Consider the following 23992-nt stretch of genomic DNA (forward strand, 5'->3'; position numbering starts at 1 on the left):
CATGTCGTTCGAGCGCGTCTGCGGCCTGAGCGAGGTCCCCGACAACGGCTCGCTCCGGGTCGAGCTCGCGGACGTCGACGTCGCGGTCGTCCGCTTCGAGGGCGAGGTCTACGCCATCGAGGACCTCTGCTCGCACGCCGAGGTCCCGCTGAGCGAGGGCGACGTCGAGGAGTTCGGCGGCGCCCCGACCATCGAGTGCTGGCTGCACGGGTCGTGCTTCGACCTGCGCACCGGCGAGCCCACCAACCTGCCGGCCACCGAGCCGGTGTCCGTCTACCCGGTCCGGGTCGACGGCGACGACGTCCTGGTCGACGTCGACGCCGAGGTCCCCGCGGCCAGCAACTGAGGAGCGAGCAGTGACCACCCCCCAGAACGGCAGCGTGCTGGAGATCCGCGACCTGCACGTCACCGTGGGCGAGGGCGACGACGCCAAGGAGATCCTCCGCGGCGTCGACCTGACCGTCCGCGCGGGCGAGACCCACGCGATCATGGGCCCGAACGGGTCGGGCAAGTCGACCCTGGCCTACTCCATCGCCGGGCACCCGAAGTACACGATCACCGGCGGCACGGTGACCCTCGACGGCGAGGACGTCCTCGCGATGAGCGTCGACGAGCGGGCCCGCGCCGGGCTGTTCCTCGCCATGCAGTACCCGGTGGAGGTCCCCGGGGTCTCGGTGTCGAACTTCCTGCGCACCGCCGCGACCGCGGTCAAGGGCGAGGCGCCGAAGCTGCGCACCTGGGTCAAGGACGTCAAGTCCGAGATGGCGGCCCTGGAGATGGACCCGGCGTTCGCCGAGCGCAACGTCAACGAGGGCTTCTCCGGCGGTGAGAAGAAGCGCCACGAGATCCTGCAGATGCGCCTGCTCAAGCCGCGCATCGCCGTCCTCGACGAGACCGACTCCGGCCTCGACGTCGACGCGCTGCGGATCGTCTCCGAGGGCGTCAACCGCACCCGCGCCGAGGGCGAGATCGGCGTCCTGCTGATCACCCACTACACGCGGATCCTGCGCTACATCCAGCCCGACTTCGTGCACGTCTTCGTCAACGGCAGGATCGTCGAGGAGGGCGGTCCGGAGCTGGCGGAGAAGCTCGAGAACGAGGGCTACGCCGCCTACGTCAAGGACTCGAACGAGCAGGCCAGCGCCGAGTCGGCCGCTGCGGAGGTCCTCCAGTCATGACCCAGACCGCCTCGCGTCCCGCTGCCGGGGCGCACAAGCCGCCCCTGCCGCTGGACGTCGAGGCGATCCGGGCGGACTTCCCGATCCTGTCGCGCACCGTGCGCGACGGGCAGCGGCTGGTCTACCTCGACTCCGGGGCCACCTCGCAGAAGCCGCGCAGCGTCCTCGACGCCGAGCGGGACTTCTACGAGACCTGCAACGCGGCGCCCCACCGGGGCGCGCACCAGCTGGCCGAGGAGGCCACCGGCCGCTACGAGGCGGCCCGCGCCACCATCGGTGCGTTGATCGGCGCGCCGGCCGAGGAGATCGTCTTCACGCGCAACAGCACCGAGGGGATCAACCTCGTCGCCTACGCGCTGTCCAACGCGGCCACCGCCAAGGAGCCGGGGTTCCGCCGGTACGCCGTCGGCCAGGGCGACGAGATCGTCGTGACCGAGATGGAGCACCACGCCAACCTGGTGCCCTGGCAGCAGCTGTGCGAGCGCACCGGCGCCACGCTGCGCTGGCTCGGGCTGACCGACGACGGCCGGCTGGACCTCTCGGACCTGTCGACCGTGGTCAACGAACGCACCAAGCTGGTCGCGGTCACCCAGCAGTCGAACATCCTCGGCACGATCAACCCGCTGGAGGACGTCGTCGCCCGCGCGCGCGAGGTGGGCGCGCTGGTGCTGGTCGACGGCGCGCAGTCGGTGCCGCACCAGCCGGTCGACGTCGCCACGCTCGGTGCGGACTTCCTGGTGTTCTCCGGCCACAAGATGCTCGGGCCCACCGGCGTCGGCGTCCTGTGGGGGCGGTACGAGGTGCTCGACGCCCTCCCGCCGTTCCTCACCGGCGGCTCGATGATCGAGGTCGTCCGCATGGAGGGCAGCACCTTCATGCCGCCGCCGCAGCGGTTCGAGGCCGGCGTGCCGATGACCGCGCAGGTGATCGGGCTGGCCGCGGCCGTCGAGTACCTGCAGGCGCTGGGCATGGACCGGGTGCAGGCGCACGAGGAGGCGCTCACCGGGTACGCGCTGGCGAAGCTGGCCGAGATCCCAGGCGTCACCGTGATCGGCCCGCCCGACACCGTGGCCCGCGGCGGCGCGATCTCCTTCACCGTCGAGGGCATCCACCCGCACGACGTCGGCCAGGTCCTCGACGACCTCGGCGTCGAGGTCCGGGTGGGCCACCACTGCGCCTGGCCGGTGGTGCGGCGCTACGGCGTCCCGGCCACCACCCGCGCGACGTTCTACGTGCACACCGGGTACGACGACATCGACGCGCTGGCCGACGCGATCCGGAAGGCCCAGGAGTTCTTCGGCGTTCTCCCGTCGGAGGTCGGTGCCTGATGCAACTGCAGTCGATGTACCAGGAGATCATCCTGGACCACTACCGGAACCCGCACGGCCGCGGTCTGCGCGAGCCGTTCGAGGCCGAGGTGCACCACGTCAACCCCACCTGCGGGGACGAGGTGACCCTCCGGGTGCACCTGGACGGCGACACCCTGGCCGACGTCTCCTACGAGGGGATGGGCTGCTCGATCAGCCAGGCGTCGGTGTCGGCGATGTACGACCTGGTCATCGGGAAGAGCGTGCCCGAGGCGCTGGAGACCGGTGAGCACTTCATGACCCTGATGCAGAGCAAGGGCGACGCGTCGGTCGCCGAGAAGCTCGAGGACGAGCTCGAGGACGCCGTCGCGTTCGCCGGCGTCTCGAAGTACCCGGCCCGCATCAAGTGCGCGCTGATGAGCTGGATGGCCCTCAAGGACGCGTCCGCACGGGCGCTGTCCGCGGGCCCCACCGCCACGGGAGGCAAGGCATGAGCGAGACGACCGAGAACACGACCGCCGGGACGTCGGCCGAGCTGCCGCCGTTCAAGTCCGCGCTGCTCGAGGACGTCGAGGAGGCCATGCGCGACGTCGTCGACCCCGAGCTGGGCGTCAACGTCGTCGACCTGGGCCTGGTCTACGGCATCGACGTGGTGGACGACGTCGCGGTCATCGACATGACGCTGACCTCGGCGGCCTGCCCGCTGACCGACGTCATCGAGGACCAGGCCCGCCAGGCCCTCACCGGCGGCCCCGGCCCCGGTCTCGTGGACGACATCCGGATCAACTGGGTCTGGATGCCGCCGTGGGGCCCCGACAAGATCACCGACGACGGCCGCGAGCAGCTGCGCGCCCTCGGCTTCCGCGTCTAGGAGGACCCTGCTGCCCCCCACCGCTCGCAGGCTCGCGGCGGGCGCCTGCAGCAGGGCCGTACAGCGCCGGATCGGCGCCGAGCTCGCGAGGCGTGGGGGGCAGCGGGGTCCTTCCTCAGCGCATGTCGGCCAGGCGGCGGGGGAAGCCGTCGGCGGGGTCGGGGACGCCGCCGTCGTCCGGGTCCTGCCGCCGCCGGCGCAGCAGCCGCTCACGCCACGCACCGACGCCCACCAGGACGCCGCCGACGACGAGCGCGCCCCCGACGGGCAGCGGCAGCGCGGCCGCCAGCAACCCGAGGGCCAGCGTGACGGCGGTGGCCGCGCCGGCGACCACGGGCGCCCGCACCGACCGCCAGGCGCCCACCGCCATGGCGGTGGCCGCCACGACGAACACCCACACCGGGCGCTCGCTCCCGGGCGCCAGCACCGCCCAGGTGACCGAGGGCGCCGCGGCGACCCACAGCGCCGGACCCCACACCGGCGCCGACCGCTCCGTCGCCACCCGCGGCCCGGCCGCGAGCAGCAGCCCGACCGCCAGGGGCAGCGTGTAGGCCTCGAGGACCCGCACCCCCGTCAGCGCGTCGACCTGCCAGGCGGCCAGCACCAGCTGCGCCGCACCGGCCCGCCACGCCGGTGAGGCCTCCGCGGCCGCGATCCGCTCCTCCGACGTCGGCGGTTCGGCGGCAACGGCCGGCGCGGCAGGCGCGGCCGCCTCGGTCGGCTCCTCGATCGGCTCCGGAGCCGCGGCCGGGGGTGGGGTCCGCGGCACGCCGATCGCCCCCTGCGCGGCCCTCCGGAGCCGGCGGACGGCCCCGAGACCGGCGCCGGCCGCGGCGCGGGCGGCGTCCGCCAGCCGGGTGCTCCACCCCTCGGCTGCGTCGCCGGCCTCGTCCGCCACCGCCGGCTGGGGGACGGCGACCAGCGGGCGGGACACGGTCGCGGTGCGGGCCCGGAACCACATCGCCCAGGCCCACGCCGTGGTGGCCGCCCCCTGGACCGTGAGGTGTGCGGCCAGCTGGCCGCGCGCGTCCATGGCCACGAGCAGGGCGGCGCACGCGACGGCGCAGGCCGCACCGGTGGCCGCGGTCGGCCGCCGGGTGCGCGTCTCCATCCCGAGGCCGGCGACCAGCGCGAGGAGGTACAGGGCGGTCAGTGCGACGGCTGCGGTCCGCAGGGCCGGCGGACCGCCCAGTGGCACGGTGCACAGCGCCGACAGCCCCCCGCAGGCCACCGCGGTGGGCACCGCGGTCGGCCGCTCCGACGCGCGCAGCAGGGCGGTGCCGAGGCTGAACGCGGCGGTGACCCCGAACAGCCAGGCCAGCGCGATCCACCGCGCGTCGGCCAGCAGCTGGACCAGGCACAGCACCACGAGGGTGGTGGAGCCCCAGACGACCGGCGGCAGCAGCACCCGGCGCACGGCACCGGTCAGCAGCGCGGCGGCCGCCGAGGCCAGTGTCACGCCCAGGTACCCGGCGAGCGGGACCGGGACCGCGCCGGGGGAGTGCAGGGCCGCACCGACCGTGGCCCCCACCGCGATGCCGGCGAGCACGGGCACCGCTCCCGGCGGCCGCAGCAGCCGCCGCAGCGTCGGGCGTTGGCGCACGGCCAGCAGGCCGGTCGCGGAGGCCAGGGACGCCGCGACGGGGACCCAGCGGCCCGGTCCGGCCCCGGTCCACGCGACGGCGACCGCGCCGACGACCCCGGCGGTCCACCAGGGCAGGGCCGTGAGCAGTGCGACCCGGGCGACCAGCGGCCGGGCCAGGCCCGCGGTGGCCAGGCCGGCCAGCGCCGTCCCGACCGCCAGCCACATCTCGGGCAGCCCCTCGGGCACCCCGTCGGCGGCGCGCAGCACGGCGACCTGTGCCGCGAGCCAGGCCGCGAGGGGCCACGCCGCCGGCCGGGGCAGCAGGAACGCCAGGACGGCGAACACCGCACCGGCGACCACCGGCGGCTCCACACTGCCGGTGAGGACCGGGCCACGCGGGTCGATGCCGATCGCGGTGAGCGCCACCGCGGCGGTCGCGCAGGCCTCCTCGGTCCGCCGGAGGGAGCCGACCGCCCCGAACCAGGAGGCGAGTGCGGCGGCCGCGGCCAGCCCCAGGAGCAGGACCCGGACCCAGTTGCCGCCGACGACCGCGGTCAGCCCGGCGCCGGCGGTGGCGACGAGGACGACGCCGACGGTCAGCAGCCACTCCAGGCCGCGGATGCGGTAGGGGAGGGGCGGCGGGAGGGGTGCATCGCCCACGACGTCCCCCCTCCGCTCCGTGCCCGCGACCACCGTAGGGCCGGCCGGCCCGGCCCACCCGGCGACCGGTCAGCGCGGCGCGGCCGGCCGGGGCGGGCCGCGGCCCGCCCCGGCGGGTTCAGCGCATCTGGGCCACCCAGGCGACCGCCTCGCGAGCCTGCTGTCGCCGGCGCTCGTAGGTGGCGCCGAGCACCAGCAGGAGGAGCCCGACGACGGCGAGGGTCAGCCAGCGCGGCACGAGCGGCGCGTAGGGCCCGAGCCGGCCCAGCACCACGAAGGCGAGGGCGGCCGTACCGACGACGAACGGTGCCTGCCGATGGGCCAGCGTGCCCGCCACGGTGAGCGCCGCCGCGGCCACCACCACGGGGACCAGTCGCACGGCCGACGGCTCGGCCACGACCACCAGGGCGGACGGGACGAGCGCGACCACCGCCGCGGGGCCCTCTGCCGCCCACGAGCGGACGCCGGCCCGGATCTCGGGGAGCGCGCCGACCAGCAGGGCGGCCGCGGCCGGGAGCGTGTAGGCCTCGGGCGCCTCCACCCCGGCCCCCGCCACGGCGGTCCAGCACGCGGCGACCAGGCCGGCGAGCGCACCGACGCCGACCCCGCGCCGGGAGGAGACCAGCCCGTACGCGCCGGCCGCGGCGGCGCTGACGGCCAGGATGATCGCCACCTGGCCCCAGGCCCCGACCACCGCGGTCGTCCCCGCCCCGGCCAGGCCGGCGAGCAGGCCGGCACCTGCGGCGGCGTGCTCCTCGCGGGCCGGGGAGGTGAGGGCGGCGAGGCCGAAGCCGACCGCGGCGACGATCCCCAGCAGCAGTCCGGCGACCGTGGGGGTCAGGCGCCCGGCCTGCTCGCCCAGCAGCACCGCGACCGCGGGCGACAGCAGCGCCACCGCGACCGCGTGCGGGCGGTGCGCGGGCAGCCGGACGGCGGCCAGGACGGCCGGCACGGTGGCACCGAGGGCCACCCCGGCGAGCGCGCCCAGCCGGCCGTGGACGAGCAGCGCGGCCGACCCGGCCGCCGTCAGGGTCGCCCCGGCCGCGAGCAGGGCGGGGAGCACCGTCGGAGCCCGCGCGGCGAGGACCGCGACGGCCAGGAGGCCCAGACCCAGCCCGGCCGCGGCGACCGGACCGGCCGCCCCGGTTCCGTCCAGCGCCCCGGCGAGGGCCAGTGCCGCGACGCCGGCACCCGTTCCGACGGCGACGCGGTCCGGCGGCAGCAGCGCGGCCAGCCGGGGCCGGCGCCGCAGCAGCGGCAGCAACGCCCCGGCACCGGCGAGCAGGACCGTCGCCGTCCAGGAGTCGAGGGGACCGCCGTTCCAGGCGGCAGCCGTCCCGCCCAGTGCGGCGCCGGCCGCCCACAGCGCGGCGAGCGCTCCGGCGACGGGGACCAGGACGCGGCGCAGCCGCAGCACCACCGCGACGTCCAGGAACGCCATGGCGAGTGCCACGGCGACCGCCGCCGCGCTCTGCACCGCCTCCGGGGGGAGGAGCAGCAGCGGGACCGGCTGGGCGGCGAGCAGCGCGACCAGCGGCCAGGCGACCGTGCTGCGGGTGGCCCGGCCGAGGCCGAGCCCCGCGGCCGCCACCACCGCGCAGGAGACCGCCGTCCAGAGCCGGGGCGGGACGGCGTCGAGCCCACCGAGGCCGAGCGCGTGCGCTGCGCCGAGGTCGACGGCGAGCAGGGCGGCGCCCGCGGCGGCCAGCGCCTCCTCGGTCGCCCGCAGGCCGCGCCGCGCCGTCCACGCCGAGGCGCCGCAGGCGGTGGCGGTGACCGTCAGCATGACGACCGCCTGGAACGCGACGCCCAGCCGCGTCCAGGCGACGGCGACGAAGGCGAGCGCGGCCGCGACGACGAGCAGGGCACCCAGCCCCAGCAGCACCTCCTGGGGGCTGACCCGGCGGCGCGGCGGTGCGGGGTCGGCGAGGAAGGGGGGCAGCGGGCCGGACGGAGGCCGCCACGGCGGCTCCGCCGGACCCGCCGGAGCCGGACCCGCCGGTGCCGGCTCCGGGTGCACGGGCAGCGGCGCGGCTGCCGGCGCCGGGTAGACCGGCGCCGCTACCGGCCCGGGTGGCCCGGGCGCCGCGGCGCGCAGGGTGGCCAGCAGTCGCTCCCGGTCGTGGGCGAGCTCCTCGATCGTCGCGCCGATCCGCGCGACCACCAGGGCGGCCTCGCCGACGGCGGGCAGGCCGCAGGAGGGACAGGGAGCGGGGCCGGGGCCGGCGCTCAGCCGGCCGCACACCGGGCAGGGAGGCCCCCACGACGTCCCGTTCGGCGAGGTCATGCCCGGATGGTGCCGCCGGACGGCCCCGCAGGGGGAGAGCCGACGGCCTGCTGTGGACCGAACCGAGACCTGTGGACGGGGTCACCCGGCGATCCGGCGGACCCCGGCGCATCGAGCGCCTACCCTGGGATCAGTGATCACGACCACCGGGCTGGAGCTGCGCGCCGGCGCCCGCATCCTCATCAGCGAGGCGACCCTCCGCGTGCAGCCCGGCGACCGCATCGGCCTGGTGGGCCGCAACGGCGCCGGCAAGACCACCACCCTCACCACGCTCGCCGGGGAGCGGCTGCCGCACGCCGGGAAGGTCGACGTGACCGGCGAGATCGGCTACCTGCCGCAAGACCCGCGCAGCGGCGACCTCGACATCACCGCCAGCGACCGCGTGCTCTCCGGGCGCGGGCTGGACGTCCTCCGGGCGCAGATGACCAAGGCGCAGGTCGCGATGGCCGAGCCGGCCGACGACGCCGAGCGCGACCGCGCGGTGCGCCGCTACGGCCGGCTGGAGGACCAGTTCGCCGCCCTCGGCGGGTACGCCGCGGAGAGCGAGGCGGCGCGCATCTGCACGGCGCTGGGCCTGCCCGACCGGGTCCTCGTCCAGCCGCTGCGCACCCTGTCCGGTGGCCAGCGCCGCCGCGTCGAGCTCGCCCGGATCCTGTTCTCCGACGCCGAGACGCTGCTGCTCGACGAGCCGACCAACCACCTCGACGCCGACTCGATCAGCTGGCTCAAGGGCTTCCTGGCGTCGCACAAGAGCGGGCTCATCGTCATCAGCCACGACGTCGAGCTGCTCGACGCCGTCGTCAACAAGGTGTGGCACCTCGACGCCAACCGGGCCACCGTCGACGTCTACAACCTCGGCTGGAAGCCCTACCTCGCGCAGCGGGAGACCGACGAGCGCCGCCGCAAGCAGGAGCGGGCCAACACCGAGCGCAAGATCGACGCCCTGGCCGCGCAGGCGGACAAGATGCGCGCCAAGGCGACCAAGGCCAAGGCGGCGCAGAGCATGGACAAGCGCGCCCAGCGGCTGGCCGCCGGGCTGGAGGCCGTCCGCGTGCAGGACCGCGTCGCCAAGCTCCGCTTCCCCACGCCCACCGCGTGCGGGAAGACCCCGCTCACCGCGGAGGGGCTGTCCAAGAGCTACGGGTCGCTGGAGGTCTTCACCGACGTCGACCTGGCGGTGGACCGCGGCACGCGGGTCGTCGTCCTCGGCCTCAACGGTGCGGGCAAGACGACGCTGCTGCGCATGCTCGCCGGCACCGAGGTCCCCGACACCGGCGAGGTCAAGGCCGGCCACGGCCTCCGGGTGGGCTACTACGCCCAGGAGCACGAGACCATCGACCTGGACCGCTCCCTGCTGGAGGTCATGCGGTCCGCGGCGCCGGACAGCACCGACACCGAGCTGCGCCGCATCCTCGGCGCCTTCCTGTTCTCCGGGGACACCGTCGACCAGCGGGCCGGCACCCTCTCCGGCGGGGAGAAGACCCGGCTGGCGATGGCCACGCTGGTCGTCTCCGGGGCCAACGTGCTGCTGCTCGACGAGCCGACCAACAACCTGGACCCGGCCAGCCGCGAGCAGGTGCTCGAGGCGCTGCGCACCTACACCGGCGCGATCGTGCTGGTCACCCACGACGAGGGCGCGGTCCGGGCGCTGGACCCGGACAAGGTCATCCTGCTGCCCGACGGCACCGAGGACGCCTGGAGCGAGGACCTCGCCGACCTCGTCGAGCTGGCCTAGCCCCGCAGCGGGCGCCCCGGCGGCGGCCACGACCCGTCATCGTCCGTTCACATGGCCGACCCCGCGCCCCTGGGTGATCATGGACCCGGGACGGCGGGTCAGCGGGGCCCGGCGCCAAGGGGACGAGCAGTCGCGCGGACCGGCGGGTGCCGCGGCGGCTGCTGACGGAGGGGAGTCATGGCCGACTCGAGCACTGCGGACCTCGGCAAGGGCAAGCGCATCACCGGTGGCGACCGTTCCTCGCTGGCCGACGAGCTGCGCAAGCGGTACGACGGCGGCGAGAGCATCCGCTCGCTGGCGACGTCGACCAACCGGTCCTACGGGTTCGTCCACCGCCTCCTGTCGGAGTCGGGTGCCACGCTGCGCAGCCGCGGGGGAGCGAACCGGAACAGCAAGAAGAGTTGAGCCCGGAGGACGACGGCGGCTGGGTGAGGACGGCGCGCGACGGCGCCGTTCTCACCGTCACCCTCGCCCGGGCCGACCGGCTCAACGCGCAGACACCCGCCACCTGGGCCGCCCTGGCCGCCGTCGGCGAGACGCTCGACGACGGCGTCCGGGTCGTGGTCGTCCGCGGCGAGGGGCGGGCGTTCTCCGCGGGTCTGGACCGCAGCCTGTTCAGCGCCGACCCCGGCACCCCGGGCGGGCTGGGTGAGCTGGGCCGGCTGCCGGCGGCCGAGGCCCAGGAGCGGATCCGCCGTTACCAATCCGGCTTCCGCTGGCTGCGTTCCCCGGGCGTCGTCTCGGTCGCCGCCGTGCAGGGGCACGCCATCGGGGCCGGCGCTCAGCTGGCGCTGGCCTGCGACCTCCGGGTGCTCACCGAGGACGCCGTGCTGCGCCTGCCCGAGGCGACCCTCGGCCTGGTCCCCGACCTCACCGGCACGAGCGCGCTGGTCGAGCTCGTCGGCTACTCGCGGGCGCTGGAGCTGTGCCTGACCGGCCGGGCGGTGGGCGCCGCCGAGGCGCTGGCGGCGGGGCTGGCCAACCGCGTCGTCCCGGCCGGGGCGCTGGACGACGCCGTGGCCGAGCTGGTCGCGGCGATCACGGCGGCCCCGGTGGGGGCGAGCCGCGAGACCGCCGCGCTGATCCGCTCGGCGGTGCGCAACGACCCCGCTGCGCAGGACGCCGCCGAGCGGGCCGCACAGGCGCGGAGGCTGGCCGAACTCGTCGGTGGTCGCTGACATCCTGGTCGCGGAACACCCCACCGCACGGTGGTGTTGGCCCGACGACGGGATGGAGGTGACGCGGCCGTGCACGGTCCCATGACCAACCTGGCGGCGATGCGGTCCTTCCGCCGGGACCCGTCGGTGACCGCCCGCGCGCTGCCCCCGGGCACGGTGCGCCGGATCCTGGGCATCGCCCGGCCCTACCGCCGCGACCTCACCTTCTTCGTGCTGCTGGTCATCGGCTCCTCGATCATCGGCGTGCTCACCCCGCTGCTGGCCGGCCGGATCGTGAACCGCATCGCCGGGCTGGAGGGCACGGCCGGCGACATCGTGCAGATCGCGCTGCTCATCGCCGGCCTCGCCGTCATCGACGCCGGCATCTCGCTGGCCACCCGGTGGTTCTCCGCGCGCATCGGTGAGGGCGTCATCTACGACCTGCGCAGCCGGGTGTTCGCGCACGTGCAGCGGATGCCGGTCGCCTTCTTCACCCGGACCCAGACCGGGGCGCTGGTGAGCCGGCTGAACAACGACGTGATCGGCGCCCAGCAGGCGTTCACCTCGACGCTGTCCGGCGTCCTGTCCAACGCCATCGGCCTGGTGCTCACCGCCGCGGTGATGTTCAGTCTCTCGTGGCAGATCACCTCCCTGTCCCTGGTGCTCGTGCCGCTGTTCGTGCTGCCGGCCCGGCGGATCGGCAAGCGGCTCCAGGAGATCACCCGGGAGTCTTACGGGCTCAACGCGTCGATGAACGCGACGATGACCGAGCGGTTCAACGTCGCCGGCGCCCTGCTGGTCAAGCTGTTCGGGCGGCCGCAGGCCGAGGCGGAGGCCTTCAGCGGCCGGGCGGCGCGGGTGCGCGACATCGGCGTCCTGTCGGCCATGTACGGCCGCACCTTCTTCACCGCGCTGACCCTCGTGGCGGCGCTGGCCACCGCGCTCGTCTACGGCCTCGGCGGCTGGCTGGCCTTCACCGGCTCGCTCAGCCCGGGCGACGTGGTCGCCCTCGCCCTGCTGCTGTCCCGGCTGTACGGGCCGCTGACCGCGCTGGCCAACGTCCGGGTCGACGTCATGAGCGCGATGGTGAGCTTCGACCGCGTCTTCGAGGTGCTCGACCTCGAGCCGATGATCCGCGAGGCGCCCGACGCCGTCCCGGTGCCGGCCGGTGACCGGTCGATCGCGTTCGAGCACGTGTCCTTCAGCTACCCGTCGGCGGCCGAGGTGTCGCTGCCGTCCCTGGAGGACGTCTCGCTGCCCGAGCACGGCGGTCCGACCGCGGTGCTGCACGACGTCTCCTTCCGGGTCGAGCCCGGTCAGCTGGTCGCGCTCGTCGGCCACTCGGGCGCGGGCAAGTCGACGATCGCCAACCTCGTGACCCGCCTGTACGACGCGACCAGCGGCACCGTGCGGGTGGGCGGGGTCGACGTCCGGGCCGCCACCCTCGCCTCGCTGCGCGACACGATCGGCGTGGTGAGCCAGGACGCGCACCTGTTCCACGACACGATCCGCGTCAACCTGCTCTACGCCCGTCCCGAGGCCACCGAGGACGACCTCTGGGCCGCGCTCGCCGGCGCGCGGATCGCGGCGCTGGTGCGGTCGCTGCCCGACGGGCTCGACACCGTGGTCGGGGACCGCGGGTACCGGCTCTCCGGCGGGGAGAAGCAGCGGCTGGCCATCGCGCGGGTGCTGCTCAAGGCGCCGGGCGTCGTCATCCTCGACGAGGCGACCGCGCACCTGGACAGCGAGTCCGAGGCCGCCGTGCAGCACGCGTTGGACACCGCCCTCACCGGCCGGACGTCGCTGGTGATCGCGCACCGGCTGTCCACCATCCGCAGCGCCGACCAGATCCTCGTGGTCGACGACGGTCGCATCGTGGAGTCGGGTACGCACGCTGAGTTGCTGGCGCTCGGGGGCCGGTACGCGGACCTGTACCGCACCCAGTTCGCCGTCGGCGAGGGGCGGACGGTCGGCGCGGCCTGAGCACTACCGTCACTCCTGTCCCAGCAGTCGGTAAGGAGACAGCGTGACCTCAGCGCACCCCCACGAGGCGCAGATCCGAGCGCTCTACGCCTCGTTCCTGGACGGCTGGAACCGGCGCAGTGGTGCGGCGGTTGCGGCCGGTTTCGCCGACGACGGGGACATCGTCGGGTACGACGGCAGCCACCACCACGGCCGGCTGGCCATCGCCGCGCACCTGCGCCAGGTGTTCGGCAGCCACCCGACCCAGAGCTACGTCGGGATCGTCCGGTCGATCCGGCCGATCGGCCCGAACGTCGCGGTGCTCCTGGCGCACGCCGGGATGATCCCGCCGGGCGGCGACGACCTCGACCCCCGGCTGCACACGGTGCACACGCTGGTCGCCGCCGAGGAGGGCGGGCGCTGGCGGATCTCGCTGCTGCAGGCCACGCCGGCGGGCTGGCACCAGTCCCCGGAGGCCCGTGATGCGCTGACGCAGGAGTTGCGCGAACTGCTCGCGGTGCAGTGACCGCACCGGTGCTGATCACCGCCGATCCGGCCGGGGTCCTGACCGAGCGGTTCGTCCGCCTCGGCGTCGTCCCCGGGCGGCCGGTCGCGGCGTACCGCGGCTCCGGTGTCACCGCCGCGCACGAGGTGGCAGCGCTGGCCGTGGCCGGGATCGAGGCGGCGCTGTGGCCCGGTTCGTGGTCGCAGTGGGCGAACGACCCGGTGCGGCCGCTCGCCGTCGGGACCGACCCCGGCTGAGGGACGTCCCGCGGCTCAGACGATCGGCGGGATCGGCGGCGCGGGCAGGGCCCGGGGCGGGTCGGCCTGGATCGGATCGGGCCCGGCGCCCTCACCGCCGACCCAGAACTGGGTCATCATGTCGTGGTCCTCGTGCGTCACGTTGTGACAGTGGATCATGTAGCGCCCGGACCGGCGGACCTCGGGCACGCCCGGTGGCGTGATCAGGGAGCCGAACTCGGCGATGATCCGCACGACCTCCCCCTCGCCGACGTAGACGACGTCCTTGGGCCCCTGCTCCTGGGGCCGCGGAGGCGTGCCGTTGCGGTCGAGGATCTTGAAGTCGACGAGGTGCACGTGGACCGGGTGGAACCACCCGCCGGAGGTGTTCTCGAGCTCCCAGATCTCGACGTCCCCCACCCCCGGTTCGGCGATCGCCTTGCGGAACTCCGAGCGGACCACGTCGTCCCAGATCTGGCCGTCGACCACCCACTCGCTGCCCTGCCGCTCGAAGCGCATGTGGCGGGTCGTCACGGCCTGCTGGGGGGTGAGGGCCATGACCGGCGACTCCACCAGGGCCGCCGGCAGGGCGTTGTTGGTCGGGTCGCTCACGCTCTGGCCGACCTGGAAGGCCATGACCTTGTCGGTGTGGTCGTACTCGATGGTGTTGTCGGGATCGAGGTTGCGCAGCTCGATCCGCTGTCCCTCGTACGGGGCGAAGTCGATGACGAGGTCGTACCGCTCCGCCATGCCCACCAGGAGCTCCTGGACCGGGACGGGCCGCGCGACCAGCCCGCCGTCGGTGCCGATGACGTTCATCGGGGCGTCGTTCGAGAGCCGCAACCGGAAACTGCGGGCGTTGGTGGCGACGAGGAGCCGGAACCGGTACTTGCGTGGTTCGACCGGCATCAGCGGCCACGGGACGCCGTTGACCAGGACGACGTCGCCCATGTGCCCCGAGTCGCTGTGGTTGTCGAACAGCAGTTCGCCGCTGCCGGTGAAGGCGACGTCACTGACGATCAGTGGGACGTCGTACGCGCCGCGGGGGAGGCCGAGCTTGTTCTCCGCCCCGTCGAGGATCTGGTACTGCGCCGCCAGGCCCATGTAGACGTTCTCGGAGGTGTGGTGCACGCCGTGGTCGTGGTACCAGAGCGTGCGGCCCGGCTCGAGGTTGTCGTAGAAGTAGTCCTTGTACTGGCCCGGCAGCGAGATGTCGTTGGCGTACCCGTCGTACTGCGGCAGGGACGGTGCGCCGTGCAGGTGGGTCGAGGTCCAGGGGACGTAGCCGAGGCTGGGGTGCCTGGCCGGCAGCTTGTTGATGTGGCGGACGATGATGGGCCGTCGGCGCTGCACCCGGAAGGTCGGTCCCGGGACCGTGCCGTTGTACGCGAACAGGGTCGTCTTGACCCCGGGCAGGATCTCCCGCTTGACCTGGCTCTGGGTGATCTCGTAGACGTCCCGGTCACCGATCCGCCCACTGGGCTGGATCACCGGTGGCTTGCGGAAGGCCATCGTGTAGGGCCGCGGGATCCTGTTCTCGGCGATCTCCGAGGCGCGCTTGGCGGCGAGCGGGCCGGGCAGGAAGGGGATGCTCAGCGCTGCCGCGGAGAGCGCACCCACCTTGAGTGCGTCGCGACGGGTGAGTGCGGTGTCGTCCATGACGGTGCTCCTGGCTCCGTGCCGCGAAGGCGAATCCCCGTGCAGCCCAGAGCCTCGTCCGAAGGGCGGAGGACTCGGAGCCGTCGTTGGGGGAGGCCCGCACCCCCGCATCGGGGGAGGCCGAACGTCCCTGCCGGCGCCGTCGGCTCAGCCGGCTCCCCGGAGCAGGACGCCGGTGACCGCCACGGCGTGCCCCAGGGACGCGTCCTCGCGCCGGTGCAGTCCCAGCTCGACCACCCGGCCGTCGCGGGGGTCGTCGGGCCGGTCGTCGCCCGCGGTACCGAGCAGGGGCACGAGCGCGTCCACGGTCGGCTGCCAGAGCCCCGCCCAGTGGCAGCCCGCCGGAACGGCGTAGGACAGCTGCAGGGAGACCGGCCCGGCCGGGAGCGGCTCCTGCTCCGAGAGCTGCTCGCGCACCTGCCGGGTGAACTCCGGGGACCCGACCGAGGTGCTGGTGCGGACGGTGAAGGTGCGGTCCCCGGCGGGCGGCGCGACCGGCTCGGCGGGCACGGCGAGGACCGTGGAGTCCTCGCCCGGGCCCTTGGTCGCCCAGACGCTGGCGAACTCGAACCCGCCGTGCCCGCTCAGCCACTCCACCAGCGGGCCGAGGTAGTGGGACAGGGCGTACTGGTCGAGCAACCGGACGTCGGCGGGCAACCCGACGTCCAGCCGCAGCGCCGTGCGCGCGGACCCCTGAGGGGCCGGGCCGAGCACCCGCTCGGCGTGGGTCACGAACGCCCGGACGTGGACCTGGTCCGGGTGCCCCGTCGCGAGCCACCCGGCCAGCCGCGGGGGGATCCCGAGCCGGGCGCCCGGCCCCTCGGGCCGGGCGAAGAAGTCGGCGTCGTCGCCCATGCCCCGAGGGTGGTCCGCCGGACCCGGGCCGACAACCGGGCGCGGCTCAGGCGGCCACGGCGACCGGGGCGGGTGCGGCCGCGACCGGCGGACGGCGGCGCCGCAGCGACCCCCCGACGGCGGCGAGGAGCAGGCCCGCGACGACCCAGGCGGTGAGGACCAGGACCGGGGATCCGGCGCCGGCCCCGTCGAACCAGGACACCGACCGCAGCAGCGAGCCGGTCGCCCCGGGCGGCAGCAGCTGGCCCAGCGTGCCCAGCCCCGCGGGCAGCAGCTCCGGGGCCGAGGCCAGCCCGGACAGCGGGTTGCCGAGCAGCACCACGGTCGCGGCCCCGACGGCCAGACCCGGGGTCCCGGCCAGCGACTCCAGACCCAGCAGGACCAGGGCGGTCGCCGCGATGCCGAGGGCCACGACGCCGGTGACGGTCCACCAGCCGCCGCTGAGCGAGCCCAGCCACGTGCCGAGCACGGTGGCGGTCACCATGCCGCCGGCCACGGCCATGCCCAGCGCCGCGGCGATCCGCAGCCGCAGGCGGGGCAGCAGCCGGGAGGTCAGGGCCGCGGTGAGGATGCCGCCGATGGCCAGCGGCAGCCCCGCGGCGGCCAGGCCGGCGCCGCGCGGATCGGCGGCCGGCGCGGGCACGACGTCCTCCACCGGGACGGGCGTGCCGGTGGCGGCACCGAGCCCGCCCGCGACCTCGCGCAGCGCCTGGGCGACGACCGGGCCGGCCGCGGAGGCGACCAGCACCTGCGGCCCGCCGTCCCCGACGACGACGGCGCCGTAGACCTCGCGGTCGCGGATCGCGGCCTCGGCGGCGGCCTGGTCGGCGACGGTCCGCACCTCGAGCGCGCCGGGCTCGCGCGCGGTGAGGGCCTCGGTCAGCTGCGCGGTCGCCGCGGGAGGACCGGCCACGGCGACCGGCAGGTCCCGCGGCTGCGACCGGACCGCCGGCCAGGCGAAGGCGGTGAGCAGGACGGTGAGCGCGACGGCGAAGAGCACGGGGAGCAGCACCGCGGGCCGGGCGCCGCGGGCGGCGGGGGAGGAGGACATGTCGGCTCCTAGAGGTCAAAACGAACGGTCGTTCGCTTGCAGTCCGAGCGTGCTCCGGCGGAGCTGCGCTGTCAAGAACGATCGTTCGTTCTACGATGGCCGCGTGCCCCGCGTCTCCGAGGACCACCTCGCCGCCCGCCGCGACCAGATCATCGACGCGGCGACAGCCCGCTTCGCCGCGAACGGGTTCCAGGCCACCGGGATGGCCGATGTCATCGCGGCGTCCGGGCTGTCGGCCGGGGCGGTGTACCGGTACTTCCGCAGCAAGGACGAGCTGATCGAGGCGATCGTCGACCGGGTGCTCGGGCAGGCCGCCGGCCGGTTCGACCAGCTGCTCGCGGCGGAAGACGCGCCCGCCCCGGCCGACGCCGTGGCGACCGCGGTCGACCTGGTGGCGACGATCGCCGAGCGGGGGCCGGTCGACATGACGCGGGTCGCCGTCCAGGCGTGGGGCGAGGCCCTCCGCAGCCCGGGCGTGGCCGCGGTGGTCGACCGCGCCTACCGGACGATCCGCCGGTACTTCGCCGAGGTGGTGCGGCGCGCGCAGGCGACCGGGCAGCTGCCCCGGGACGTCGATCCCGAGCCGGTGGCGGCGGGAATGCTCTCCCTCGTGCTGGGCTTCCTGCTGCAGCGGCTGCTGCTGGGCGACGTGGCCCCCGCCGCCTACGCCGACGGGGTGCGGGCCCTGGTCCGGGCCGGCGCCGACTCGCCGCGAGGTGCGGCCTCCTGACCGTCGCGCGCTCCGGACCCGCGGGTCAGGCGCGCTCGGCGGGCGCGGCACCCTCCGCCCGGGCCGGGGCGCCCCCGGCCCCCGGCGTGCGGCCCAGGCCCTGAGCCCGGGCGTGGACGTAGTAGCCGACCCCGCCCACGAGCAGCCCGGCGAAGATCGACAGGTCCCCGCCGTCGACCCACGCGGTCAGGGGGCCCGTCCAGATCGAGCTGGTGGCGAACAGTGCCGAGGCGAGGACGCCGGCCAGGAACCAGCCGGTCGCAACCAGGTTCCAGCCGCCGCGGTACCAGTACGCGCCACCGGTGGGCCGCAGCAGCGCCGGGACGTCGTAGCGGCTCCGCCGGAGCAGCATGTCGGCCAGGAAGACACCGCACCACGACGAGCTCCACACGATCATCAGAGTGAGGAAGGCGACGCGGAACTCGGAGAAGTCGCGGAAGAAGACGACGTAGCAGGTGACCGCCAGTGCCAGCGCGATGTTCAGTGCGGTCGCCCGTGTCCGCGTCGTCGAGACGCCGACCGCGAGCAGGCTCATCCCCGACGAGGACAGCATCTGCCTGCTCGACGACCGGTCCGGGATCCTCTTCGGCGGCGGCACCATCAACACCGGGCCGATCTACGCCCAGTTCCACGACTCCGACGTCGAGACCTTCGCCAAGAGCGCCGCCCGGCTGGCCGGGCTCAAGGACGAGGTGTCGATGGTCGCGGTCAACCACTTCGGCCGTACGACGGCGGCGCCCTACCTGCTGCAGGAGATCAGCGACGGGTTCGACCGGCTGCTGGCCGGCGGCGCCGCCGTACGCGCCGCCAGGGACTGCATCGGCGAGACGGTCACCGAGGCGCTGTTCGACCGCTTCTCCATCCTCGTGGCGCCGGCCACCGCCGAGCGCCTCCACCGCCGGTGAGCCGAGCGGGTCAGGCGTCGGCGGTCGTCGCGACCGCGGCGTCGTAGCGGTCGAGCAGGACCGCGGCGATCCGGTCGTCCGGCAGCAGCGGAGCGGTGACCACGTCCGCGCCCGCCGCGGCGAGCCGGCCGTGGAAGTGGCCGGGCGCGAGCAGGTAGGCGGCGACCACGACCTGGGCCGCGCCCGCCCGCCGCGCGGCCTCGACGGCCTCGGCGACCCGTGGCCGCGCGGTCGAGCCGTAACCGGTGCTCACCGGCCCGGCTTGGCGCTCCCGCAGCAGCGCCGCGGTGGCCGCCACGTCGGCCACCGACCGCGGGTCGCTGGACCCGGCGGCGGCCAGCACCACCGCGGTGCCGGTGTCCGCGGGGTCGGCGCCGGCGGCTGCGAGCCGGTCGGCGAGGACGGCGACCAGCCGCGGATCGGGCCCCAGTGGCCGGGCGGCGCGCGCGGCGTCGTGCGCCTGCACGGCCCGGGCGATGTCGACGTGCACGTGGTACCCGCCGGACAGCAGCAGGGGGACGACGACCGCCGGGCGGCCCTGCGCGGCCAGCCCGGCGACGACGTCGGCCACGGTGGGCGGCTGGACGTCGACGAAGGCCGCGGTCGTGGTCAGGCCGGGCCGCAGGCGGCGGGCGGCGAGGGCGAGCTCGGCGACCAGCCGGCGCCCGCCGGGGTCGCGGGTCCCGTGCGCGCAGGCCACCAGGACCGGCGGGTCCCCGCCGAGGTTCACGGCGAGCGGAGCCGGCCGCCGTCGACGGTGACCAGGGTCCCGGTGACGTAGGAGGCGGCGGGGGAGAGGACGAAGGCGGCCACCTTGCCGAACTCCTCGGGCCGCCCGTAGCGCCGCAGCGGGATCGTCGCCTCGGTGGCGCGGCGGGCGGCGTCGGGGTCGGGACTGCGCGAGTCGATCGCGAGCGTGCGGTCGGTGGCGGTCGCGCCGGGCAGGAGCCCCACGACCCGGATGCCCCGGGGGCCGAGCTCGTCGGCCAGGCTCTTGGCGGTCATGGCGATGCCCGGGCGCAGCCCGTTGGACACCGCGAGGTCCGGCAGCGGCTGGCGCACCGAGGTGGACAGCACGAAGCCGATCGCCGCCCCCTCGCCCAGGTGCGGGACGAGAGCCTTCACCAGCCGGAGCGGCCCCAGCAGGAGGCTCTCGACGCCGTGGCGCCAGTCCTGCTCGTCGGTGCCGAGCACCGATCCCGGCGCCGGGCCGCCGACCGAGACGAGCAGCCCGTCCACCCGGCCCAGCTGCTGCAGCGCGGCCTCGACCAGCCGGTCGGCGGCGCCGGGGTCGGCCAGGTCCGCGGCCACGCCGTGCGCGGCGGGCGGGCCGCCGAGCTGCGCGGCCGCCTCGGCGACCGCGCCGGCGTCCCGGGCGCTGACCAGCACCCGGGCGCCGTCGTCCACCAGGGCGCGGGCGATCGCGAACCCCAGCCCCCGGCTCGCGCCGGTGAGCAGGTAGCCGCGACCGCCCAGGCCCAGGTCCATCAGGCGGCAGCCATCAGGCGGCGGAGCCCCGCAGCGAGCGCAGGACGTACTGCATGATCCCGCCGTTGCGGTAGTAGTTCGCCTCGCCGGGGGTGTCGATCCGGACGACGGCGTCGAACTCCACGTCGCCGGCCCGCACCTTCACCGTCCGCGGGGTGCGCCCCTCGTTGAGCTCGGTGATCCCGGTGATCGTGAACTCCTCGTCGCCGGTCAGGCCGAGCGACTCGCGGTCCTGGCCGGCGGGGAACTGCAGCGGCAGCACGCCCATGCCGATGAGGTTGGAGCGGTGGATCCGCTCGTAGCTCTCGGCGATGACCGCCTTGACGCCCAGCAGCGCCGTCCCCTTGGCCGCCCAGTCGCGCGACGAGCCCGAGCCGTACTCCTTGCCGGCCAGCACGACCAGCGGGATGCCCGCCTCCTGGTAGGCCTGCGAGGCGTCGTAGATGGACGTCGTCTCGCCGGTCAGGTGGTTCTTGGTGACGCCGCCCTCGGTGCCGGGCACCAGCTGGTTGCGCAGCCGGATGTTGGCGAAGGTGCCGCGGATCATCACCTCGTGGTTGCCGCGCCGGGAGCCGTAGGAGTTGAAGTCGCGGCGCTGCACGCCGTGCTCCTGCAGGTACCGGCCCGCGGGGCTGTCGGCCTTGATCGAGCCGGCCGGGGAGATGTGGTCGGTCGTGACCGAGTCCCCGAGCACCGCGAGGGTGCGGGCGCCGGTGATGTCGGTGACCGGGGTCGGCTCGGCCGGCATGCCCTCGAAGTACGGAGGACGCCGGACGTAGGTGCTCTCCGGGTCCCAGTCGAAGGTGTTCCCGGTCGGCGTGGGCAGGTTCTGCCACTGCTCGGTGCCGGCGAACACGTCCGCGTAGCTCCGCCCGAACTGCTCGGCGGACACGGCGTGGTCGATCGTCCGCTGGACCTCCTGCGGAGAGGGCCAGATGTCGCGGAGGAAGACGTCGTTGCCGTCGGTGTCCTGGCCGAGCGGGTCGTTGTCCAGGTCGACGTCCATGGAGCCTGCCAGCGCGTAGGCGATCACCAGCGGCGGGCTGGCCAGGTAGTTCATCTTGACGTCGGGGTTGATCCGGCCCTCGAAGTTCCGGTTGCCCGACAGCACGGACACGACGGCGAGGTCGGCCTCGTCGACCGCGGCCGACACCGGCTCCGGGAGCGGGCCCGAGTTGCCGATGCAGGTGGTGCAGCCGTACCCGACCAGGAAGAAGCCCAGCTTCTCCAGGTACGGGGTGAGCTCGGCCTTCTCGTAGTAGTCCATGACGACCTTGGACCCGGGGGCCAGCGTCGTCTTCACCCACGGCTTGGTGGTCAGCCCGCGCTCGACGGCCTTCTTGGCCAGCAGCGCGGCGCCGATCATCACCTGCGGGTTGGAGGTGTTGGTGCAGGAGGTGATGGCGGCGATCACGACGTGGCCGTGGTCGACGTGGGTCTCGGTCCCGTCCTCCATGACCACGCGGGTCGGCTTGGAGGGGCGGTCCGGGACGCGGTCCGGGACGACGTGGTGCGGCTTGCCGGCCTCGCCGTTGCCGTGCGCGAACGGGCTCACCGGGTCCGACGCGGGGAAGGACTCCTCGGACGCCTCGTCGGCGGCGGACTCGGTGTCGCGCGGGGCGTCGTCGTCGTCCTTCTGGATCTCGTCGATGGGCGCGTACGTGGGCAGCGCCTGGCGGAAGGAGGCCTTCGCGTCGGCGATCGTCACGCGGTCCTGCGGGCGCTTCGGGCCGGCGATCGACGGGACGACGGTGGAGAGGTCCAGCTCCAGGTACTCGGAGAAGGCCGGCTCGCGGGAGGGGTCGTGCCAGAGGCCCTGCTCCTTGGCGTAGGCCTCGACCAGGGCCACCTGCTCGGCGCTGCGGCCGGTCAGCTGCAGGTAGGTGATGGTCTCCTCGTCGATCGGGAACATCGCCGCGGTCGAGCCGAACTCCGGGCTCATGTTGCCGATCGTGGCCCGGTTGGCCAGCGGGACGGCGGAGACGCCGGCGCCGTAGAACTCGACGAACTTCCCGACCACGCCGTGCTCGCGGAGCATCTCGGTGATGGTCAGGACGAGGTCGGTGGCGGTGGCGCCGTCGGGCAGCTGGCCGGTCAGCTTGAAGCCCACCACGCGGGGGATGAGCATCGAGACCGGCTGGCCGAGCATGGCGGCCTCGGCCTCGATGCCGCCGACGCCCCAGCCCAGCACGCCCAGGCCGTTGACCATGGTGGTGTGCGAGTCGGTGCCGACGCAGGTGTCGGGATAGGCCACCACGCGGGTCGTGCCATCGGCGGAGGTCTCCGCCCGCGGGAAGACCACGCGGGCCAGGTGCTCGATGTTGACCTGGTGCACGATGCCGGTGCCCGGGGGGACGACCATGAAGTCGCTGAACGCGCCCTGGCCCCAGCGGAGGAACTGGTACCGCTCGCCGTTGCGCTCGTACTCGATCTCGACGTTGCGCTCGAAGGAGTCCGGGGTGCCGAAGACGTCGGCGATCACGGAGTGGTCGATGACCAGCTCGGCCGGCGCCAGCGGGTTGATCTTCTGCGGGTCGCCGCCGATCTCGGCCATGGCCTCGCGCATGGTGGCGAGGTCGACGATGCAGGGGACGCCGGTGAAGTCCTGCATGACCACGCGGGCCGGGCTGAACTGGATCTCCTGGTCCGGCTCGGCGTTCGGGTCCCAGCCGGCGAGCGCGCGGATGTGGTCGGCGGTGATGTCCGCGCCGTCCTCGGTGCGCAGCAGGTTCTCCAGCAGCACCTTCAGGCTGAAGGGCAGTCGGTCTGCGCCCTCCACCGCGTCGAGCCGGTAGATGTCGTAGTCGGTGCCGTCGACGGTGAGCGTCGACCGTGCCCCGAAGCTGTCCTTGCTGGCTGCCACTGCTCTGCGCCTACCCCTCGCTGGTCGATCGCGCTGATTGCCACCCTCGATCATCCCAGCCGCTCCCCGGACCTGCGCAGGTGAGGCGACCCTTGCCTCCTGGGGGCGCGCGGGTCCACCACGCCGGGCCCCTACCGTGGACGGCGTGACGACCGGCGCCGTCCCCGACCCGCTGCCCGGCTGGCTGACGACCGCGGAGCGGATCACCGTGCTCACCGGCGCCGGCATCTCCACCGACAGCGGCATCCCCGACTACCGCGGCCCGAACGGCGTGTGGACGCGGGACCCGGACGCCGAGAAGCTCGTGACGCTGTCCTACTACGTGGCCGACCCCGACATCCGCCGCCGGGCCTGGCTGATGCGCCGCGACCTGCAGGCCGGCGAGGTCCACCCCAACGCCGGGCACGCCGCGGTCGTCGAGCTGGAGCGGCAGGGCCGGCTGCGGGCGCTGGTCACCCAGAACGTGGACGGGCTGCACCAGGCCGCCGGCTCCTCCCCGGACCGGGTGCTGGAGCTGCACGGCACCGTCCACGAGGTCGAGTGCCTGGCCTGCCGCGACCGGACGACGATGGCCGAGGCGCTGGCCCGCATCGACGCCGGCGACCCCGACCCGGCCTGCCGGCGCTGCGGCGGGATCCTCAAGTCCGCCACGATCAGCTTCGGGCAGGTGCTGGACCCCGCCGTCCTCGAGGCCGCCGCCGACGCCGCCACCGACTGCGACGTGTTCCTCGCGATCGGCACCTCGCTGACCGTCCACCCCGCCGCCGGGCTGACCGACCTGGCGGCCGGCTCCGGTGCCCGCGTCGTCGTGGTCAACGCCGAGCCGACGCCCTACGACGCCCTGGCCGACCTCGTGGTGCGCGAGCCGATCGGCACCGCGCTGCCGCGTCTGGTCGCGGCCTCCTGACCGCGCGGTCGGGCGCTAGCGTGACGACGACCACGTCCAGCGGCTGACCGG

Annotated in this window: 23 protein-coding genes; 14 read left to right on the forward strand and 9 right to left on the reverse strand. The window is 74.9% G+C overall.

Features of this window, described 5'->3' with window-relative positions; all coding sequences use genetic code 11:
* Position 1: 1 nt before the first annotated feature.
* The 5 genes from PGN05_RS00250 to PGN05_RS00270 are packed head-to-tail and all read left to right on the forward strand — an operon-like array spanning position 2 to position 3356.
* Complete coding sequence (locus tag PGN05_RS00250) at positions 2-346, forward strand: non-heme iron oxygenase ferredoxin subunit (RefSeq protein ID WP_419750137.1); 345 nt, start codon at positions 2-4, stop codon at positions 344-346.
* A 10-nt stretch (positions 347-356) separates the two neighbouring features.
* Complete coding sequence (sufC, locus tag PGN05_RS00255) at positions 357-1178, forward strand: Fe-S cluster assembly ATPase SufC (RefSeq protein ID WP_419750139.1); 822 nt, start codon at positions 357-359, stop codon at positions 1176-1178.
* The gene (locus PGN05_RS00260; protein ID WP_419750140.1) at positions 1175-2506 is read left to right on the forward strand and encodes a cysteine desulfurase; all 1332 of its coding nucleotides are present in this window, start codon (positions 1175-1177) and stop codon (positions 2504-2506) included. The genes sufC and PGN05_RS00260 overlap by 4 nt, the downstream gene beginning before the upstream one ends.
* Positions 2506-2979 carry a Fe-S cluster assembly sulfur transfer protein SufU gene (sufU, locus tag PGN05_RS00265; protein WP_419750141.1) on the forward strand — a complete coding sequence of 158 codons (474 nt, stop codon included), beginning with the start codon at positions 2506-2508 and terminating at the stop codon, positions 2977-2979. The genes PGN05_RS00260 and sufU overlap by 1 nt, the downstream gene beginning before the upstream one ends.
* Complete coding sequence (locus PGN05_RS00270; protein ID WP_419750142.1) at positions 2976-3356, forward strand: metal-sulfur cluster assembly factor; 381 nt, start codon at positions 2976-2978, stop codon at positions 3354-3356. Before sufU ends, PGN05_RS00270 begins: the two co-directional genes overlap by 4 nt.
* Positions 3357-3471: 115 nt before the next feature.
* Here the strand turns inward: PGN05_RS00270 and PGN05_RS00275 are convergent, their stop codons facing one another.
* Both PGN05_RS00275 and PGN05_RS00280 read right to left on the reverse strand, forming a co-directional pair.
* Entirely contained in the window at positions 3472-5601 is a 2130-nt protein-coding gene (locus tag PGN05_RS00275; protein WP_419750143.1) for an SCO7613 C-terminal domain-containing membrane protein, read from the reverse strand.
* Between the two features lie 118 nt (positions 5602-5719).
* Positions 5720-7888 carry an SCO7613 C-terminal domain-containing membrane protein gene (locus PGN05_RS00280; RefSeq protein ID WP_419750144.1) on the reverse strand — a complete coding sequence of 723 codons (2169 nt, stop codon included), beginning with the start codon at positions 7886-7888 and terminating at the stop codon, positions 5720-5722.
* A gap of 133 nt (positions 7889-8021) precedes the next feature.
* On the opposite strand from PGN05_RS00280, the gene abc-f reads away from it, so the two are divergent.
* From abc-f to PGN05_RS00310, 6 genes are all read left to right on the forward strand, one after another.
* Positions 8022-9623: a ribosomal protection-like ABC-F family protein gene (abc-f, locus tag PGN05_RS00285; RefSeq protein WP_419750145.1), complete on the forward strand. Its 1602-nt coding sequence runs from the start codon at positions 8022-8024 to the stop codon at positions 9621-9623.
* Positions 9624-9800: 177 nt separating this feature from the next.
* A complete protein-coding gene (locus PGN05_RS00290; RefSeq protein ID WP_419750147.1) occupies positions 9801-10028 on the forward strand; it encodes a helix-turn-helix domain-containing protein in 228 nt (75 codons plus the stop codon).
* Between the two features lie 23 nt (positions 10029-10051).
* Positions 10052-10801: an enoyl-CoA hydratase/isomerase family protein gene (locus PGN05_RS00295; protein WP_419750148.1), complete on the forward strand. Its 750-nt coding sequence runs from the start codon at positions 10052-10054 to the stop codon at positions 10799-10801.
* A gap of 69 nt (positions 10802-10870) precedes the next feature.
* Positions 10871-12763, forward strand: a complete 1893-nt coding sequence (locus PGN05_RS00300; RefSeq protein WP_419750149.1) for an ABC transporter ATP-binding protein — start codon at positions 10871-10873, stop codon at positions 12761-12763.
* A 43-nt stretch (positions 12764-12806) separates the two neighbouring features.
* Positions 12807-13268 (forward strand): SgcJ/EcaC family oxidoreductase, encoded by a 462-nt coding sequence (locus PGN05_RS00305; RefSeq protein WP_419750151.1) that lies wholly within the window; start codon positions 12807-12809, stop codon positions 13266-13268.
* Positions 13265-13504: a hypothetical protein gene (locus PGN05_RS00310; protein ID WP_419750153.1), complete on the forward strand. Its 240-nt coding sequence runs from the start codon at positions 13265-13267 to the stop codon at positions 13502-13504. Before PGN05_RS00305 ends, PGN05_RS00310 begins: the two co-directional genes overlap by 4 nt.
* 15 nt (positions 13505-13519) lie before the next feature.
* Here the strand turns inward: PGN05_RS00310 and PGN05_RS00315 are convergent, their stop codons facing one another.
* The 3 genes from PGN05_RS00315 to PGN05_RS00325 form a co-directional block, all read right to left on the reverse strand.
* Complete coding sequence (locus PGN05_RS00315; protein WP_419750155.1) at positions 13520-15142, reverse strand: multicopper oxidase family protein; 1623 nt, start codon at positions 15140-15142, stop codon at positions 13520-13522.
* A 147-nt stretch (positions 15143-15289) separates the two neighbouring features.
* On the reverse strand, positions 15290-15997 hold the full coding sequence (locus PGN05_RS00320) for a hypothetical protein (protein ID WP_419750157.1): 708 nt from the start codon (positions 15995-15997) through the stop codon (positions 15290-15292).
* A gap of 46 nt (positions 15998-16043) precedes the next feature.
* Complete coding sequence (locus tag PGN05_RS00325; protein ID WP_419750159.1) at positions 16044-17048, reverse strand: hypothetical protein; 1005 nt, start codon at positions 17046-17048, stop codon at positions 16044-16046.
* 103 nt (positions 17049-17151) lie between these two features.
* On the opposite strand from PGN05_RS00325, the gene PGN05_RS00330 reads away from it, so the two are divergent.
* The gene (locus tag PGN05_RS00330) at positions 17152-17778 is read left to right on the forward strand and encodes a TetR/AcrR family transcriptional regulator (RefSeq protein WP_419750161.1); all 627 of its coding nucleotides are present in this window, start codon (positions 17152-17154) and stop codon (positions 17776-17778) included.
* Positions 17779-17803: 25 nt separating this feature from the next.
* Here the strand turns inward: PGN05_RS00330 and PGN05_RS00335 are convergent, their stop codons facing one another.
* On the reverse strand, positions 17804-18313 hold the full coding sequence (locus PGN05_RS00335; RefSeq protein ID WP_419750163.1) for a cytosine permease: 510 nt from the start codon (positions 18311-18313) through the stop codon (positions 17804-17806).
* Between PGN05_RS00335 and PGN05_RS00340 the strand changes: the two genes are divergently transcribed.
* Positions 18255-18683 (forward strand): hypothetical protein, encoded by a 429-nt coding sequence (locus PGN05_RS00340; protein WP_419750165.1) that lies wholly within the window; start codon positions 18255-18257, stop codon positions 18681-18683. The two genes, PGN05_RS00335 and PGN05_RS00340, sit on opposite strands and share 59 nt — an antisense overlap.
* Positions 18684-18693: 10 nt before the next feature.
* Here the strand turns inward: PGN05_RS00340 and PGN05_RS00345 are convergent, their stop codons facing one another.
* From PGN05_RS00345 to PGN05_RS00355, 3 genes are read right to left on the reverse strand one after another with little or no spacing between them, the layout of a single operon-like run.
* Positions 18694-19413 (reverse strand): sirohydrochlorin chelatase, encoded by a 720-nt coding sequence (locus PGN05_RS00345; RefSeq protein WP_419750167.1) that lies wholly within the window; start codon positions 19411-19413, stop codon positions 18694-18696.
* Positions 19410-20171: an SDR family oxidoreductase gene (locus PGN05_RS00350; RefSeq protein ID WP_419750169.1), complete on the reverse strand. Its 762-nt coding sequence runs from the start codon at positions 20169-20171 to the stop codon at positions 19410-19412. The genes PGN05_RS00345 and PGN05_RS00350 overlap by 4 nt, the downstream gene beginning before the upstream one ends.
* 13 nt (positions 20172-20184) lie before the next feature.
* Entirely contained in the window at positions 20185-23034 is a 2850-nt protein-coding gene (locus PGN05_RS00355; protein ID WP_419750171.1) for an aconitate hydratase, read from the reverse strand.
* Positions 23035-23179: 145 nt separating this feature from the next.
* Between PGN05_RS00355 and PGN05_RS00360 the strand changes: the two genes are divergently transcribed.
* A complete protein-coding gene (locus tag PGN05_RS00360; RefSeq protein ID WP_419750172.1) occupies positions 23180-23941 on the forward strand; it encodes an SIR2 family NAD-dependent protein deacylase in 762 nt (253 codons plus the stop codon).
* Positions 23942-23992: the final 51 nt, after the last annotated feature.

It is taken from the genome of Geodermatophilus sp. CPCC 206100 (assembly GCF_048569675.1).
Classification (GTDB): domain Bacteria; phylum Actinomycetota; class Actinomycetes; order Mycobacteriales; family Geodermatophilaceae; genus Geodermatophilus.